At 67.3% G+C, this 14573-nt stretch carries 14 protein-coding genes; 6 read left to right on the plus strand and 8 right to left on the minus strand.

What is annotated here, in order from left to right:
- Positions 1–2 precede the first annotated feature (2 nt).
- Positions 3–1982 carry an ATP-binding cassette domain-containing protein gene (locus GV068_RS12470; protein WP_159697935.1) on the plus strand — a complete coding sequence of 660 codons (1980 nt, stop codon included), beginning with the start codon at positions 3–5 and terminating at the stop codon, positions 1980–1982.
- Here GV068_RS12470 and GV068_RS12475 read toward each other — a convergent pair.
- The 3 genes from GV068_RS12475 to GV068_RS12485 all read right to left on the minus strand — a co-directional run bounded on the left by GV068_RS12475 (position 1979) and on the right by GV068_RS12485 (position 3710).
- On the minus strand, positions 1979–2443 hold the full coding sequence (locus GV068_RS12475; RefSeq protein ID WP_159697938.1) for a chemotaxis protein CheW: 465 nt from the start codon (positions 2441–2443) through the stop codon (positions 1979–1981). The two genes, GV068_RS12470 and GV068_RS12475, sit on opposite strands and share 4 nt — an antisense overlap.
- Before the next feature lie 68 nt (positions 2444–2511).
- Complete coding sequence (locus GV068_RS12480; protein ID WP_159697941.1) at positions 2512–2979, minus strand: hypothetical protein; 468 nt, start codon at positions 2977–2979, stop codon at positions 2512–2514.
- Positions 2980–3083: 104 nt separating this feature from the next.
- Positions 3084–3710 (minus strand): NUDIX hydrolase, encoded by a 627-nt coding sequence (locus GV068_RS12485; protein ID WP_159697944.1) that lies wholly within the window; start codon positions 3708–3710, stop codon positions 3084–3086.
- A 199-nt stretch (positions 3711–3909) separates the two neighbouring features.
- On the opposite strand from GV068_RS12485, the gene GV068_RS12490 reads away from it, so the two are divergent.
- Positions 3910–4719 (plus strand): DUF817 domain-containing protein, encoded by an 810-nt coding sequence (locus tag GV068_RS12490; RefSeq protein ID WP_201303380.1) that lies wholly within the window; start codon positions 3910–3912, stop codon positions 4717–4719.
- Between the two features lie 51 nt (positions 4720–4770).
- On the opposite strand, the gene GV068_RS12495 is transcribed toward GV068_RS12490, so the two are convergent.
- Positions 4771–6582: a tetratricopeptide repeat-containing diguanylate cyclase gene (locus GV068_RS12495; protein ID WP_159697950.1), complete on the minus strand. Its 1812-nt coding sequence runs from the start codon at positions 6580–6582 to the stop codon at positions 4771–4773.
- Positions 6583–6728: 146 nt separating this feature from the next.
- Here GV068_RS12495 and GV068_RS12500 point away from each other — a divergent pair, with 146 nt between their 5' ends.
- A complete protein-coding gene (locus tag GV068_RS12500; RefSeq protein WP_159697953.1) occupies positions 6729–7232 on the plus strand; it encodes a nuclear transport factor 2 family protein in 504 nt (167 codons plus the stop codon).
- Positions 7233–7239: 7 nt separating this feature from the next.
- Here the strand turns inward: GV068_RS12500 and GV068_RS12505 are convergent, their stop codons facing one another.
- Both GV068_RS12505 and GV068_RS12510 read right to left on the minus strand, forming a co-directional pair.
- On the minus strand, positions 7240–9144 hold the full coding sequence (locus tag GV068_RS12505) for a flagellar assembly protein A (protein WP_159697956.1): 1905 nt from the start codon (positions 9142–9144) through the stop codon (positions 7240–7242).
- A gap of 162 nt (positions 9145–9306) precedes the next feature.
- The gene (locus tag GV068_RS12510) at positions 9307–9699 is read right to left on the minus strand and encodes a hypothetical protein (RefSeq protein ID WP_159697959.1); all 393 of its coding nucleotides are present in this window, start codon (positions 9697–9699) and stop codon (positions 9307–9309) included.
- 274 nt (positions 9700–9973) lie between these two features.
- On the opposite strand from GV068_RS12510, the gene ompR reads away from it, so the two are divergent.
- Genes ompR through GV068_RS12525 form a run of 3 tightly spaced genes read left to right on the plus strand, consistent with a single transcriptional unit; the run spans position 9974 to position 12658 of the window.
- On the plus strand, positions 9974–10675 hold the full coding sequence (gene ompR / locus GV068_RS12515) for a two-component system response regulator OmpR (protein WP_051306146.1): 702 nt from the start codon (positions 9974–9976) through the stop codon (positions 10673–10675).
- Positions 10675–12042: an ATP-binding protein gene (locus tag GV068_RS12520; protein ID WP_159697965.1), complete on the plus strand. Its 1368-nt coding sequence runs from the start codon at positions 10675–10677 to the stop codon at positions 12040–12042. Before ompR ends, GV068_RS12520 begins: the two co-directional genes overlap by 1 nt.
- A 10-nt stretch (positions 12043–12052) precedes the next feature.
- A complete protein-coding gene (locus GV068_RS12525) occupies positions 12053–12658 on the plus strand; it encodes a class I SAM-dependent methyltransferase (protein WP_159697968.1) in 606 nt (201 codons plus the stop codon).
- Here GV068_RS12525 and GV068_RS12530 read toward each other — a convergent pair.
- Together GV068_RS12530 and GV068_RS25220 are read right to left on the minus strand one after the other, a co-directional pair.
- Positions 12655–14118: a TIGR01777 family oxidoreductase gene (locus tag GV068_RS12530; protein WP_159697971.1), complete on the minus strand. Its 1464-nt coding sequence runs from the start codon at positions 14116–14118 to the stop codon at positions 12655–12657. The two genes, GV068_RS12525 and GV068_RS12530, sit on opposite strands and share 4 nt — an antisense overlap.
- Positions 14115–14567, minus strand: coding sequence for a cell division protein (locus GV068_RS25220; protein ID WP_229464143.1), 453 nt, complete (start codon positions 14565–14567; stop codon positions 14115–14117). The genes GV068_RS12530 and GV068_RS25220 overlap by 4 nt, the downstream gene beginning before the upstream one ends.
- Positions 14568–14573: the final 6 nt, after the last annotated feature.

A 14573-nucleotide genomic window follows, 5' to 3' on the forward strand; every position in this document is an offset into this window, starting at 1 on the left:
CAATGATCCGTTTCCAGAACGTCAGCCTGATGCGCGGCACCAAGCCGCTGCTCGAAGACGCTGACCTGACCCTCAACCCGGGCGACAAGATCGGCTTGATCGGCGCCAACGGCGCCGGCAAATCGAGCCTGTTCGCCATGCTGCGGAACGAACTGCACCCGGACCAGGGCGCGATCGACTTCCCCGCCAAGTGGCGCATGGCTTACGTGGCGCAGGAGACGCCGGCCCTGGACCGACCGGCGCTGGACTACGCGATCGACGGCGACGTCAATCTGCGCCGCCTGCAGGCCGAGCTGGACGAACTGGAAGCGCATCCGGATGCGGACGACCACGGCATGCGCCTGGGCGAACTTCACAGCCTGCTGGCCGACGCGGATGCCTACACGGTGCAGTCGCGCGGCGAGCAGCTGCTGCTGGGCCTGGGCTTCTCGCTGGAGCAGATGCAGCAGCCGGTGGCCAGCTTCTCGGGCGGCTGGCGCATGCGCCTGAACCTGGCGCAGGCACTGATGTGCCCTTCCGACCTGCTGCTGCTGGACGAACCGACCAACCACCTGGACCTGGACGCGATCATCTGGCTGGAAGACTGGCTGAAACGCTATCCTGGCACCCTGATCATCATTTCGCACGACCGCGATTTCCTCGACGAGATCGTCAACGTCGTCGTGCACATCGACGAACGCAAGCTGAAGCGCTACTCGGGCAACTACAGCGCCTTCGAGCGCCAGCGCGCCGCGCACTTGGTGCTGGCCGCCGCCGCTTTCGAGAAGCAGCAGCGTACCCGCGCCCACCTGCAGTCGTTTGTCGACCGCTTCAAGGCCAAGGCCACCAAGGCGCGCCAGGCGCAGAGCCGCATGAAGGCGCTGGCCAAGATGGAAGAACTGGCGCCGCTGCGCGCGGCCGCCGAATTTTCCTTCGAGTTCCGCGAGCCGCTGTCCGCCCCTAACCCGCTGCTGGTCCTGGAAGACGTCGACGCCGGCTACCCGCTGCTGGACGCGCATGGCGACAAGGTCGGCGGCAAGACCATCGTCAAACGCGTCAACTTTTCGCTGCAGATCGGCCAGCGTATCGGCCTGCTGGGTGTGAACGGCGCCGGTAAATCCACCCTGATCAAGACCGTCGCCGGCGAACTGATGCCGCTGGAGGGCACGGCGACCCTGGGCAAGGGCCTGTCGATCGGCTACTTTGCCCAGCACCAGGTCGAGATGCTGCGCCACGACGAGTCGCCGCTGTGGCACCTGTTGAAGATCGCGCCGAACGTGCGCGAGCAGGAGCTGCGCAACTTCCTCGGCGGCTTCAACTTCCCGGGCGATATGGTGACCAGCCCGATCGCGCCCTTCTCGGGCGGCGAAAAAGCACGCCTGGCGCTGGCCCTGATCGTGTGGCAGCGCCCGAACCTGCTGCTGCTGGACGAACCGACCAACCACCTGGACCTCGAGACGCGCGAAGCGCTGACCATGGCGCTGGCGCAGTTCGAAGGCACCGTGGTGCTGGTATCCCACGACCGCCACCTGCTGCGCGCCACCACCGATGAATTCATCATCGTCGCCGACGGCAAGCTGCAGCCCTTCGACGGCGACCTGGACGACTACAAGGAATGGCTGTTCCAGACCAAGCTCGGCAAAGGCACCGCCACCCTGCCGGCGCCGGCGCCTGCAAAGGAGAGCAAAGCCGAGGCGCCGCTCGCCGCACCGGTCGACCGCAAGGAGCAGAAGAAGCAGGAAGCGGAAGCGCGCCAGCGCCTGGCCGCGCAGCGCAAGCCGCTCGAGAACCGCGTCAAGCGCCTGGAAGAGCAGATGGCCAAGCTGAATGCGAAGAAGGCCGAGATCGACGCCCAGCTGCTGGAGCCGAGCATCTACGAGGCGGAGAACAAGGACAAGCTCAAGACCCTGGTGGCCGACCAGGCCTTTGCCGCGCGCGACCTGGAACAGCTGGAGGCGGAATGGCTCGAGCTGCAGGAGCAGCTCGAAGGGCTCGCAGCTTAAGCGACTTGTCGTGGCTGGGCCGGCGCCATCGACATCAGGCGTTCGATGTCGAGCAGGATCAGGCGCCTTCCTTTCGCCATGCCGAGGCCGATCAGGTAGTCGGCTTGGGTAGCAGCGCCCGGCAGCGGCGCCACCTGTTCCGGGTGCAGGCGCAGCACGCCGGTGACGCGCTCCACCACCACCCCCACCACCCCGCTTGACGCCCGCACGATGATCACGTCGGTGTCCGGCTCAGGCGACGAGAAGCCGGGCGCGAAGGCCGCCCGCAAATCCATCACCGGCATGATCACCCCGCGCGAGAGCGCCACCCCGCCGATGATCTCGCCGTCATCGCTGGAGAAGCGCTCGAGCGCACGGAAAACCTTGAGCTCTTTCACCGCGGCGTAATCGAGCCCGTATTCAAGCCCGCCCAGGGTGAAGCACAGGAACTGCTGGGGTGCGGAGAGGATCTGCTTGGACATGGTGGTTCCTTTCATCGGCACCATCTATCCTAAGGGCGAGCCCCTCCTGAATTGTTGACTGTGGTCAACTATTGCACCGCCTGCGGGCGCGCTGCACCATCATTGTCCCGCCCGTCGACTGCGCGCAGCGCCCGTGTGACGGCACGGTTCTCGCGCACGGCGCGCCAGAAGGCGTAGCCCATGGCCAGCAGCAGAAGCGCGGCCACCACCAGTCCGGGCCAGGCGCCGCCCAGCAGCAGGCCGCCGACGATGAACAGCGGGCCGAAGATCAGGAAGTCGCCGGTCTGGGCCAGCAGCGCGGGCCAGGCCGGCTGACGCAGGGTGACGATCGACGATGCCAGGTCACGGCAAGCCAGTACGGTGCTCCAGTCGCCCGGCTTGTCGAATGCCACCGCATAGGTCGTTCCTGCGCCAGGGATCACGCGATTGCCGAGATTGACGCCATAGTGCGGCCGGCCACGCGAGCGGAAACTGAAGTCGCCACGCGCCGCCTGGACGTCGAACACCTCGTCAAACCGTATCCGCTCGATGTGCATGGGCTTCTCTCAGGGATGAACACGGCTCGACTGTACGCCAGGTCGCAACGCCGATGTTTCCGTTTTTTGGGAGCATCCTTCCAAAGGATTCGAAGTATTGCACTTCATCCCAGCAGCGCCACCAGCGGCGCATCATTCGGATTGACCAGCACTTTGGCCAGAAGCGCGCGCGGCACCAGCGACACCGCCTGGCTCTCCCAACCCATGTCGGACGGGCAGCCGCCCAGGCGCCGGCCCAGGTAGTAGCGCGTGCGGCTGCGGCTGCGCGTCACGTCCAGCAGGAAGCCGCTCAAGGCGACGCGCAGGCCGCTCTCCTCCCAGGCTTCGCGGATCGCCGCGGCGCGCAGCCCCACGCCGGTATCCACGGTTCCTTTCGGGAAGGTGGCCGGATAGCCGCCGAAGGCGTTGGACGGATGCACCACCCAGACCCGCCCGTCGTCTTCCAGGACGACCACGCCCGCCGCCACCCGCTTGCCGGGCGCAGCTTCGAAAAGCGGCTCTTCGAAATCCTCGTCCAGACCCGCCAGCGCGGTCCAGCCGGCATCGTCGTGCGGGGCGTCGCGCCAGGGCGTGAAGCCGATGCCGTTCAGCTGCGGCGGCAGCGCGCCGCCGGGGATGACGGTGGCAATCTGCTGCGGGTCGCGCCACGCGTCCAGGGAGCTCGGCGAGGTCGGTGCGGTGATCGCGACCGGCTTTCCCCATTCGTCGGCTTTCGGGTGGATCGTATGCATACGTGGCGCTGAAGTCGGTGATGCACCATTCTAATGCCGCAAACGTGCTGCAACACCGGCGCACCGAAGCATTGCCTCGGCATCCCATCTGTGCCAACATCGGCTGACCCGATTCGACCCGCCACCGCGACCGACAACAATGAACAAGACGCCCGGCTCCGCTCCCATCACCCTCGCCCTCGACAACGTCCTGCTCGACATGCGGCCGCGCCAGCTTCTGGGCTGGCGCCGCGGCGGCGTCGAGTTCCTCTGGTTCGGTTTCAAGAATGCGCGTGCCTGCCTGTTCGTCGGCCTGTTCTTCGCGGCCATGATGCTGACCCCGCGCGCCGGCGTGTTCGGGGTGCCGCGCTACGACGTGCTGCTGCTGGTGGCGCTGGCGATCCAGCTGTGGATGGTTCGCTCCGGCCTCGAGACGATGGACGAGCTGAAGGCGATCTGCCTGTTCCACGCGATCGGCTTCGCGCTCGAGGCCTTCAAGGTGTCGGGCGCGATCCAGTCCTGGGCCTACCCCGATTTTGCGTACACCAAGCTGCTGGACGTGCCGCTGTTCTCGGGCTTCATGTACGCGGCCATCGGCAGCTACATCGTGCAGGCCTGGCGCCTGTTCGACCTGCGCATCCGCCACCATCCGCCGCACTGGATGGCGTGGACCATTGCGATCCTGATCTACCTGAACTTCTTCACCCACCACTACATCGGCGACTACCGCTGGTATTTGGCCGCATGCGCGCTCGGCCTGTATTCGCGCACCACCGTGGTGTTCCGTCCGCTCGACCGCGACCGCAAGATGCCGCTGCTGCTCTCCTTCGTGCTGATCGGTTTCTTCATCTGGCTGGCCGAGAACATCGGTACCTTCTGGGGCGTGTGGCGCTACCCGAACCAGCTGGGCGCCTGGTCGGTGGTCCACGTGAGCAAGTGGAGCTCATGGTCGCTGCTGGTGATCATGACCTTCACCATCGTCGCCAACCTCAAGCACATCAAACAGAAGATCCACGTCGCACGCGCCTAGCGCCCGCTTGTCGACAGGGCTGAGGACTCCGGGGCGATCCGCGCCCCCGGGTCAGGCGGCCATGGACACGCGGTTGCGCCCTGCTTCCTTGGCTGCATAAAGCGCCTGGTCGGCGCGCTGCAGCAGTGCGTCCAGCGATTCGCCAGGCGTGCGCTGCGCCACGCCGATGCTGATGCTCGGCGCCAGTCCCGCCGGCAGGCCGCTGCAATCCATGCGTTCGACAGCGCTGCGCAGGCGCTCGGCGGCGCGCATGGCATCGAGCTCGCCGGCGCCGTGCAGCAGCGCGACGAATTCCTCGCCGCCTGTCCGTCCCGCCACGTCGCCCTCGCGCAGCGCCGCCTGCAAGGCATGGGCGACGCGCTGCAGGACCAGGTCGCCGATAGCGTGGCCGAAGCGGTCGTTGATGCGCTTGAAGTGATCGATGTCGAGCGCTGCCACCGATAGCGGCGCCGCGTCCGAAAACACGCGCAAGCCCAGCGCCATCAGGTGGCGCCGGTTCGGCAGGCGCGTGAGTTCGTCGGTCAGCGCGAGGTCGCGCATGCGCGAGCCGAGGCGGCGCTGGTGCATGGCAAATGCCGCCAGCAGCAGGATCACGCCGGCGCTCGCGGCGAGCGCCGCCAGCTGCCAGCGGCGAACATCGCGTCCCTTGTCCAGTTCCAGCCGCTGGACGCTGTTCTGGTACTGCAGTTCGGTGTTCCGCGCGCGCGCCTGCTCCGACTGGAACTGTACCCGCAAGCGCGTGGTGCGCTCGTCCAGCATCTGTTGGTTCAGGACCTCCTGCGCCGCCATCATCCGTCCCTGGGCGGCATAAGCCCCCTTCCAGTCGCCCATCGCGGCGCGCGCCAGGCTCTCCTCTTCGAACAGCTTTTGCAGGAAGCGTTCGTTGCGCGGCGCTTCATAAAAGCGGCGCACCGCGCTGAACTCCGCCAGCGCCTGGACCGGCATTCGGGCGCGCCGGAATGCGGCCCCGCGCGACAGGCGGATAGCGGAGACGAGCGTCTCGTCGCCGGCCGCCAGCGCCAGCGCCTGGTCAAGCAGCCGCAGCGCTTGCGCGTCCTCGCCCAGCTTCGACAACAGGACGGCATAGGCGCGCTGGTCGGTGGCGATATCGGCGGCGGCGCCGCGCGCGCGATCGATCGCCAGGGCTTGCTCGAAATGCGGACGGGCGGCGCCCAGGTTCCCTTTTTTCTCGTACGTGCTGGCAATGTTGAAGTGCGCGGTGGCGATGTTTTGCCGGTTGCCCGATTTTTCATGCTCGACCAGCAAGTCGCGGTAGCTGGCGAGGGCGGCGTCGTAGTCCCCCACGTTGCGGTCGGCGTACAGATTGGCGAGTGCATTGAGCACATAGCGGCGCTGGCCTGGTTCGTCCAGGCGCGCCTGGAGCGCGTGCGCGGCCTTCAGGTCTTCGATGGCGCCGGCATACAGGCCGCGCACGTAGCGCTGCTCGCCGCGCAGCGCCAATGCGCGCGCCAGCACGCTGTCGTTGCCTGCGCGGCGCCCGGCCAGCACGCCGGCCTCGTACTCGGCCAGGGCTTCCTCGCGCCGGTCGAGCTGCTCCAGGGCGTAGCCGCCGCACAGGCGCAGCATGGCGGTCGCTTCGCCCTCCGCCTTGCGCACCAGCTCGAGCGCCTGCGCCGGCGCACTCTGGCCAAGCAGCCAGCAAGTGCTTTCGCGCACCGCCTGGCGCTCGGCCAGGGGCCCCTGCGCGACGTCCCGCGCCAGAGCGTCCAGCAGCGACAGGCCGCGCTGCGAATCGGTATTGGCGACGCGCTCGGCCTCGGCGATGCGGGACCGGATGTCGGCTTGGGCGTGACAACTGGCCATGAGGCAGGCTGCCGCGAAGAGGCGTCGGAGAGTAGGCATGTACTTACAAAATAAGCTGAGCATATGCAATATACATGAACATAAAGCAATATTCACGACTGCCGTGCCCGCCTGTGGTTTTCCTGTTCAGCGCCCCCGGGAGTATGATGTGGCTGCACGCCTGTGTCCGTTCTGGAGGAATTCGTATGTCAGCGCCGCTCCGCCTTGCCGCCCTGTTCGCGGCCCTGATGCTGCCGGCTCCGATCCTTGCAACCGGCTTCCAGAGCGAGCGCGCCATTGCCGCCGGCGAAGTCGATCTCGAGGCAATGCTTGCCGGGCTGGAGCGCCAGCGCGCCCAGGCCGTCCTGAAACGCGATATCGCCGCGCTGCGCCACCTGATGGACCGCCAGTACTACCATATCGACAGCCGTGGCCGGGTGCGCAGCAAGACCGAAATCCTGAGCGCGCTCGATCGCGATGATTTCCGCTTCCGCGTGTATGAAATCGAGTCGAACGAGGTGCAGATATTGAGCGGCGGCAGCACCGCCCTGTCGACCGGCGTGTTCCGCTCGCTCCAGGCGGGCGCCTCCGCCAAGCCCTTCCGCGGGCGTTACGTGCACGTGTGGGTACGCCAGTCGGAAGGCTGGAAGAATACCTTCCACCAGACCACCGCCATCAGGCCGGCGCAGGACGACTGTCCCTGCGACTAGGCGCGATTCACGAGGCCTCGGCTTCGGCCGTGCTCCAGTTGAAGGTGCCGCTGCTGCCGGCGAACAGCAGCTCGGCGCCGCTGGCGTCGCGCAGGCGCGCCTTGATCTCGCGCGGCGCCAGGTTGTGTACGCTGCTGCGCTCGGCCGCGGCGGTATCCGGCTCGACGTTCAGCGCGCGTACCGTGACGTCGCCGCTGACCTGGCCGATTGCCACGCTGACCGCGCCGCTGTGCTCGGCGCGCTGCGCCTGCAGGCGCGCCAGCAGCGCCGTGCCGGACTGCTGCTCGGCCTCGATATTCTTGATTTCCTGCGACAAGGTGGACATCTGCTTGAGCGCCGGCGCGGCGCCGGCTGACAGCTTCTTGAAGGCGGTCTGCTGTTCCGGCGTGAGTACCAGCTCGCCCTTGCGCACGCGCCCGGCCAGCTTGACGTAGCTGGCCACTTCCGGCTGGGCGGCGACCGCCGCCATCGCGCCGCGGCGCTGCTCGATCAGCTGGCCGAACTGGGCGATGCGCTCGCCGATCATGCCGATCGCCGCATCGACGCGGGTGCAGTCGGGACGCAGTACGAAGACCCGCATCTCGCTGTGTCCGCGCGGTGCGGCGCACTCGATGGCGATTCGCTTGGCGGCGATGGCGCAGCCCTCGGCCTGGGTGACCTCGACCACGTCGGCGATGATGTCGCAGTTGAGCGCTTCCACCACCGTGACCCGGGTCCCGGAGATGGTGCAGTTCTCGGCGCGCTGCAGGTTCACTTCGCCGTTCGCGCTCTGGATGGTGGCGCCCGAGGCAACGCCCGCCACGATGATCGGCCCGTCGGCGTTGCGCGCGCTGCCGCCCATCAGGTTGCGGTTCAGGCGTACCACGCCGCCGCGCGAGACGACGTTGCCGAACACGTCGGCGTGCACCGTGATGCTCTCGCCTTCGACCACGCGGTTTTCCTGGACTTCGCCGAACTCCTCGTAGTCGCCTTCCAGGTGCAGGTTGCCGGTGGTTTTCGCGCTGACGCCGTCGTGGCTGACGATCTTGTCGCCCACCGAGAGGCGGTTGCCCTCGACGTTCAGGAAGCCGTCCTGGATCGCCACCACGAACTCGCCCTCGGCGATGCGGTCGACAACCGTCCCCGGGCCGCTCCATTCGTTCAGTTCAAGGTCGGCCGGGATCTCCGGCGCCAGCGCGATGCCGGACAGGTCGAAACCGGGCTCGCCCTGCACGCGCGGGAGCTTGCGCAGCAGGCGCACGCCGCGCTGCACCTGCGGGAAACGGTTCTGGAAGCTCATCAGGTCGAGCTTGCCGTTGGCGAGCTGGCGCGGGGCGTCGCTGCGATGCAGTTCGTTCGAGACCTCGACCACGCTGGCATCCTGGCCGGGTTTCGGCGCCAGGCGACGCGCCACCACGATGCGGCCGGTGGCGCCGGAACTGATGGCGTCCGTCACGGCTGCGACGTCGACGCCGAAGCGGATGCCCTTCATCCACATGTCGGCGATGAACTCGTCGATGTCGAGCCGGGTCGGCTGCTCGACGCCCTCGGCATCGATCATGAACACGGGTTCGAAGTAATACTCGGCCTGGCCGTCGGCGATCTTGACCGCGCGGTACAGAGCGCGGCGCTTTGGCTCGAAAGCCTGGATGTCGTCAGCCAGGCGTACCAGGGTCTCGCCGCGGCTGCTGCGCGGCAGGTCCGGGCCATGGCCGAACAGGGCCTTGATCAGCACCGGATAATCCAGGCCGACGAAATACTGGTTCCTGAGCAGGATGCTCTCGACCGCCGCCAGCAGCGTGGGGCCGAGGGCGGCCACGTCGCAATAGACGCCGTCGGCTTCGCGCGCGATGCAGGACTCCGGGCCCGGGGGAACGGACGCGGCAGCTGCAGGCCGGGCCGGCGCAGGACTGGGTACTACGGAGTTGGACACGACACTCTCCCCACTGAATCATTGCGCATCACTCTAGCATGTTGCGTCACGCAAATAAACATATGGCAACAAGATTTCTTAAAAGAAACCCCATTTGTGGGGGAAGTATCCGCTAAAACGACGACGGCGCCCGCAGGCGCCGTCGATGGGATGCCGGCCGGCTCAGCGGCGGCGTGCGTTCGGATACAAGTCTACGCCTGCTTCGTTGATCTGGCGGCGCAGGTCGCGGCGCTCGTCGGGCGTCATGGTGCGGCCGCGGCGCGCATCGTCGCGTTGCTGGACGCGGGCCTGCTGCTCGGCTTCGCGCCGCATGGCTTCTTCGCGCATCTGCATTTCGTAGCCGCGGTCGTTGCGCTGGTCTTGCGACCGGGTGTCGAAACGCTCGCGCATCGACTGCTGTTGCTGCTGCATGTCTTCACGGCGCGGGCCACGATCCTGTCCGGCCGCCATGGCGCCGGCGGCGCTGCAGGCCAGCATGCAAGCCACGACGCCATGCTTGACGAAGCGCGCCAGCCGTTCGTTGACTGCCTGGGTTTTGGTGTGCACGTTGTTCATGGTGTCCCTCTTCCGTGATGCCCTATAAACAGATAAGCTGTGATTTCCACTTGCAGCCAGTGTATGTGCATACCGTGAGGGGAGTAAGACCGATTGGGTAAAGTTTGTAACACAATGTAATGGCTGAGCCATCCGAACGCGATGACCAAGCGATAAGACGTTACCATAGCGACATGATTCTGACAATTCTGGATTCGATATGAACGCGACCAACACTACAGCCACTGCCACCAACGGCGCTCCGGGTACCCAGGGCGGCCACACCGCCAAGATCATGGTGGTGGATGACGACGTGCGCCTGCGCGACCTGCTGCGCCGCTATCTCACCGAACAGGGCTTCCAGGTGGTGACCGCGGAAAGCGCGCCGGCCATGAACAAGCTGTGGCTGCGCGAGCGCTACGACCTCTTGGTGCTGGACCTGATGCTGCCGGGCGAGGACGGCCTGTCGATCTGCCGCCGCCTGCGCGGCGCCGGCGACCAGACCCCGATCATCATGCTGACCGCCAAGGGCGAGGACGTGGACCGCATCGTCGGCCTCGAGATGGGCGCCGACGACTACCTGCCCAAGCCCTTCAATCCGCGCGAACTGGTGGCCCGCATCGGCGCGGTCCTGCGCCGCAAGGGCCCGGACGAGATCCCGGGCGCGCCGAGCGAAACCCCGCAGACCTTCGAGTTCGGCGACTTCGTGCTCGATCTCGGCACCCGCACCCTCAAGAAGAACGGCGAGACCGTGCCCCTGACCACCGGCGAATTCTCGGTGCTCAAGGTATTCGCACGCCACGCGCGCCAGCCGCTGTCGCGCGAGAAGCTGATGGAACTCGCGCGCGGCCGCGAATACGAAGTCTTCGACCGCTCGCTCGACGTGCAGATCTCGCGCCTGCGCAAGCTGATCGAGCCCGATCCTTCCAGCCCGCTGTACATCCAGACCGTCTGGGGTCTCGGCTACGTGTTCATCCCTGAAGGGCAGCCGCGCTAGTGTTCGCCCCGCTCTCGGCGGCGCGCCGCGCCGCCCGTTTCGCCTGGTACCGCAGCGGTCTGTTCTGGCGCACCTTCATGCTGATGTCGCTGCTCACGGCAGCCTCGATGGGTTCGTGGATCGGCATCATCAGCGCTTTCCAGCGCGGCCCGCAGGTGGAGCAAACCGCCCAGCTGGCGATATCGGCGGTCACCATTACCCGGGCGGCCCTGATCCACTCGGCGCCCGCGCAGCGGCGCGAACTGCTGCTCGAACTGGTGCTCAACGAAGGCATCCGGGTCCTGACGAAGAACGACGACGACCTGGTCGAGCCGCCCACCAATCCCCTGATGCCGGAAATCTCGGCGATCGTGCGCGAGCGCCTCGGCAAGCAGACCCGCTTCTCCAGCGGCGTGAACGGGGTGCCGGGCTTTTACATCAGCTTCAACATCGACGAAGACGAATACTGGCTGATGCTCGAGCGCGAGCGCTTGTCGCCGTCGGGGGTGCAGTGGCTTGGCTGGGCCACGCTGGTCGGTCTGCTGTCGCTGATCGGCGCGGCCTTCGTTTCCTCGCTGGTCAACCGCCCGCTGGCGCGCCTGACGGCCGCCGCGCGCGCCATCGCCAAGGGCGAGAGGCCGGCCCCTCTGCCGGAAAAGGGCTCGCAGGAGATAATTGAAGCGAACCGCAGCTTCAACCAGATGGTCGAGGACCTGGCCCAGGTCGAGAAGGACCGCGCCGTGCTCCTGGCCGGCATCTCGCACGACCTGCGCACGCCGCTGGCGCGCATGCAGCTCGAAATCGAGATGGCCAACCTGGCGCAGGACGCGCGCGAAGGCATGCAGTCGGACATCCACCAGATGGACGCGATCATCGGCCAGTTCCTCGACTACGCCAAGCCGACCGATGCCGCCACCTTTATCGCGGTGAACCTTTCCGAGATGCTGTCCGAGGTCGGACGCGAAGCGGGCCGCATCCGCGACCTGCGCGTGCAGGTCGACCTGATGCCGGGCGTGCACGTGATGGGCAACGCAACCGACCTGCGGCGCGTGGTCAACAACATCATCGAGAACGCCCGCAAGTACGGCAAGACGCCGGGCCAGGATTACACCGAGATTGCGATCGTCCTGCGCGTGAAAGCGACCGGCCACGGCCGCCGCGCCGTCATCGAGATCTGCGACCACGGCGTGGGCGTGCCGGAAGACCAGATCAACCAGCTGCTCAAACCCTTCACGCGCCTGGACAGCGCCCGTGGCCAGGCCAACGGCGCCGGCCTGGGCCTGGCGATCGTCGAGCGCGTGCTGACCCGCCACAACGCCGAGCTCACCGTCAGCAACCGCGAAGGCGGCGGCCTGCTGCTGCAGCTGGCGCTGCCGCTGGCCGGCTGATCCCGCTCCCATGACCGACACGGCCGCCGCCTACGACCAGCTGGCCGAGCGCTGGCTGGATGCGGACTTCGACCCGCTCAACGGCATCAAGCAGCACGAACGCGCCCTCGCCTTTCTTGGCGACGGCGCGCGTGGCTGGGCCCTGAACGTCGGCTGCGGCTGCAATACGCGCTTCAACCCGCTGCTGCGCGCACATGGCCTGGAGATCGAAGGCATCGACGTTTCAAGCCGCATGCTGGCCCTGGCGCAGGCGGCCGACCCTGGCGTCACTCTGCACCACGCCGACATCTGCGCCTGGCAGCCGCCGCGCAGCTATCGCTTCATCACGGCCTGGGACAGCATGTGGCACGTGCGCCTGGAAGAGCAGCGCCCCTTGATGCTCAAGCTCATGGGAATGCTGGATGCCGGCGGCGTCATGGTGTTCAGCGCCGGCGGCCTGGATGCCCCGCACGAGCACGACGACGCCACCATGGGCCCGCTGGTCCATTACAGCACCCTGGGCATCCCCGCCCTGCTGGCGCTGGTCGCCGAGGGCGGCTGCGTGTGCAGGCACCTCGAATTCGACCAGTACCCGCAGAAGCACGTATATCTCATCGTCCAGCGCGCTGAAGGCTAGCGCAGGCTCTGCAGGGCCTGCGCCAGCGTGGGGTAGCGGAACACGAAACCTTCCCGCTGCAGGCGCCGTGGCGCCACGCGCTGGCCCTCCAGCAGCAGGTCGGCCTGCTCGCCCAGCGCGATGCGCATCGGCCAGCCAGGTGTCGGCATGAAGCTGGGGCGGCGCCAGGTGCGCGCGGCGACCCGGCTGAATTCGGACTGCGTCACGCATTCGGGCGCCGTGAAGTTGGTGGCGCCCGTGCCCGGCGCGCCGCTGCCCAGCGCCTGCTGCCAGCGGTGCGCCATGCCGCGCACGACGTCGTCGACGTGGATCCAGGACAGCCACTGCCTGCCGCTTCCCAGCCTACCGCCCACGCCCAGCAGGATCGGCAGCAGCATCATCGGCAAGGCGCCGCCCATCCCGAGCACCAGTCCGAAACGCATGCATTCGACCTGCACGCCGTACTGCGCGGCCTCGCGCGCCGTCTCTTCCCATTCGCGGCACAGGTCGGACATGAAGATCGGCTGCGGCGGCGAGGCTTCGTCGAGCGCCGTCCCGTCGCCGATGCGCTGGATGCCGTAGTAGCCGATCGCGGAGGCGTTCAACAGCAGGAAGGGCTTGTGCCGCGCCTGCGCGATCCAGCTAGTGAGCTGGCGCGTCAGGCCGATGCGGCTACGGCGCAGCGCTTCCTTGCGCGCCGCGCTCCAGCGCGGACCGAGGATGCGCGCGCCCGCCAGGTTGACCACCACGTCGACCCGGGTATCCGGTGACAGCGCCTCCATCGAGTCGATGCAGCGCACCTGGCCGTCGAAGGTCCAGGCGGCCTGCTTCGGCTGCCGGCTCAGGGCGATCACCCCGTGGCCGTCGCGCAGCAGCGCGCGCACCAGGTTCTGGCCGATGAAGCCGGTGGCGCCCGTGACGAGGACGGTGCGTTTGCAGGTGTCGAAGGACAGGGGCGGTGCGCTATCGCCGTTCTTGTGGCGGCCGAGGCGCAGCGCGGCGAGCGCATCGCGCAGCCCGGAAAGCCCGACCCCTAGACCGCACGCGACCAGGAACACGCTGAGCCAGCCTTGCGGATTCCACACCATGTTCGTCGCCCGGGCAAACCAGTCGGGGAACTGCAGCACCAGCAGCATGATGAAGGCGCCGCCGTTGATGGCCAGGACCGTATGGATGACGCGCTCGGTGGCCGGCAACAGGCGGGTGCGGTCTTCGATGACGAAGTCCCACAAGGTCAGCACGATCTCGACCGCGAAGATGGCCAGCAGGAGAATCGCAAACACGCCGTGCCACTCCCAGCACGCGAGCCCGATGAACAGCAGCGCGTAGATCGAGGCGCGAGTCGCATGGATTGCCAGTTCGCGGCGGGCGGTGGCGCGCTGCGGCAGCGCTTCGGTGAGCTCGTGGTGGTAAAGGGTGTCGAAGGCGCCGAGGCAGCCCTGCGCCGCCATCAGTTGCAAGGCCACCAGGTGCGTGTTCATGCCGCCTCCATGGCGGCCTTGTCGCGGCGCCAGAGGTACACGAACGGCGGCACCAGCACCAAGAGCGCGAACAGGTCGATCCACACGTGCGGCCACACCTGGGCGCGCAGCGAAACCAGGATGTCCTGCGGCCCCCAGACCAGCAGCCCTGCCGCCAGCCAGAGCCAGACCTGCGGCTGGCGCAGGCGGTCCGCCAGGTGGATCAGGGCGATCATGAAGAGCGCCATCAGCTGGACGGTGGGTCCGAACAGCGAAATCCACCAGACCTGCAGGCCGCGCGCTTGTAAAGGGGCACCCGCCTGCCAGAAGGCGCTCTCGATGCCGCCGTGGTAGGCGCCGAAGACCGGATCGCCGGCGAACCAGGGCAGCAGCGCCCCCACCAGCACGTGTCCCGCCGCGACCGCGTACAGCCAGCGGATCGTCCAGATTCTTGCCGCATCGTTCCTCATAGTGCC

Origin of the sequence: Massilia sp. 9I (assembly GCF_902506415.1) — a bacterium.
Classification (GTDB): Bacteria; Pseudomonadota; Gammaproteobacteria; order Burkholderiales; family Burkholderiaceae_D; genus Telluria.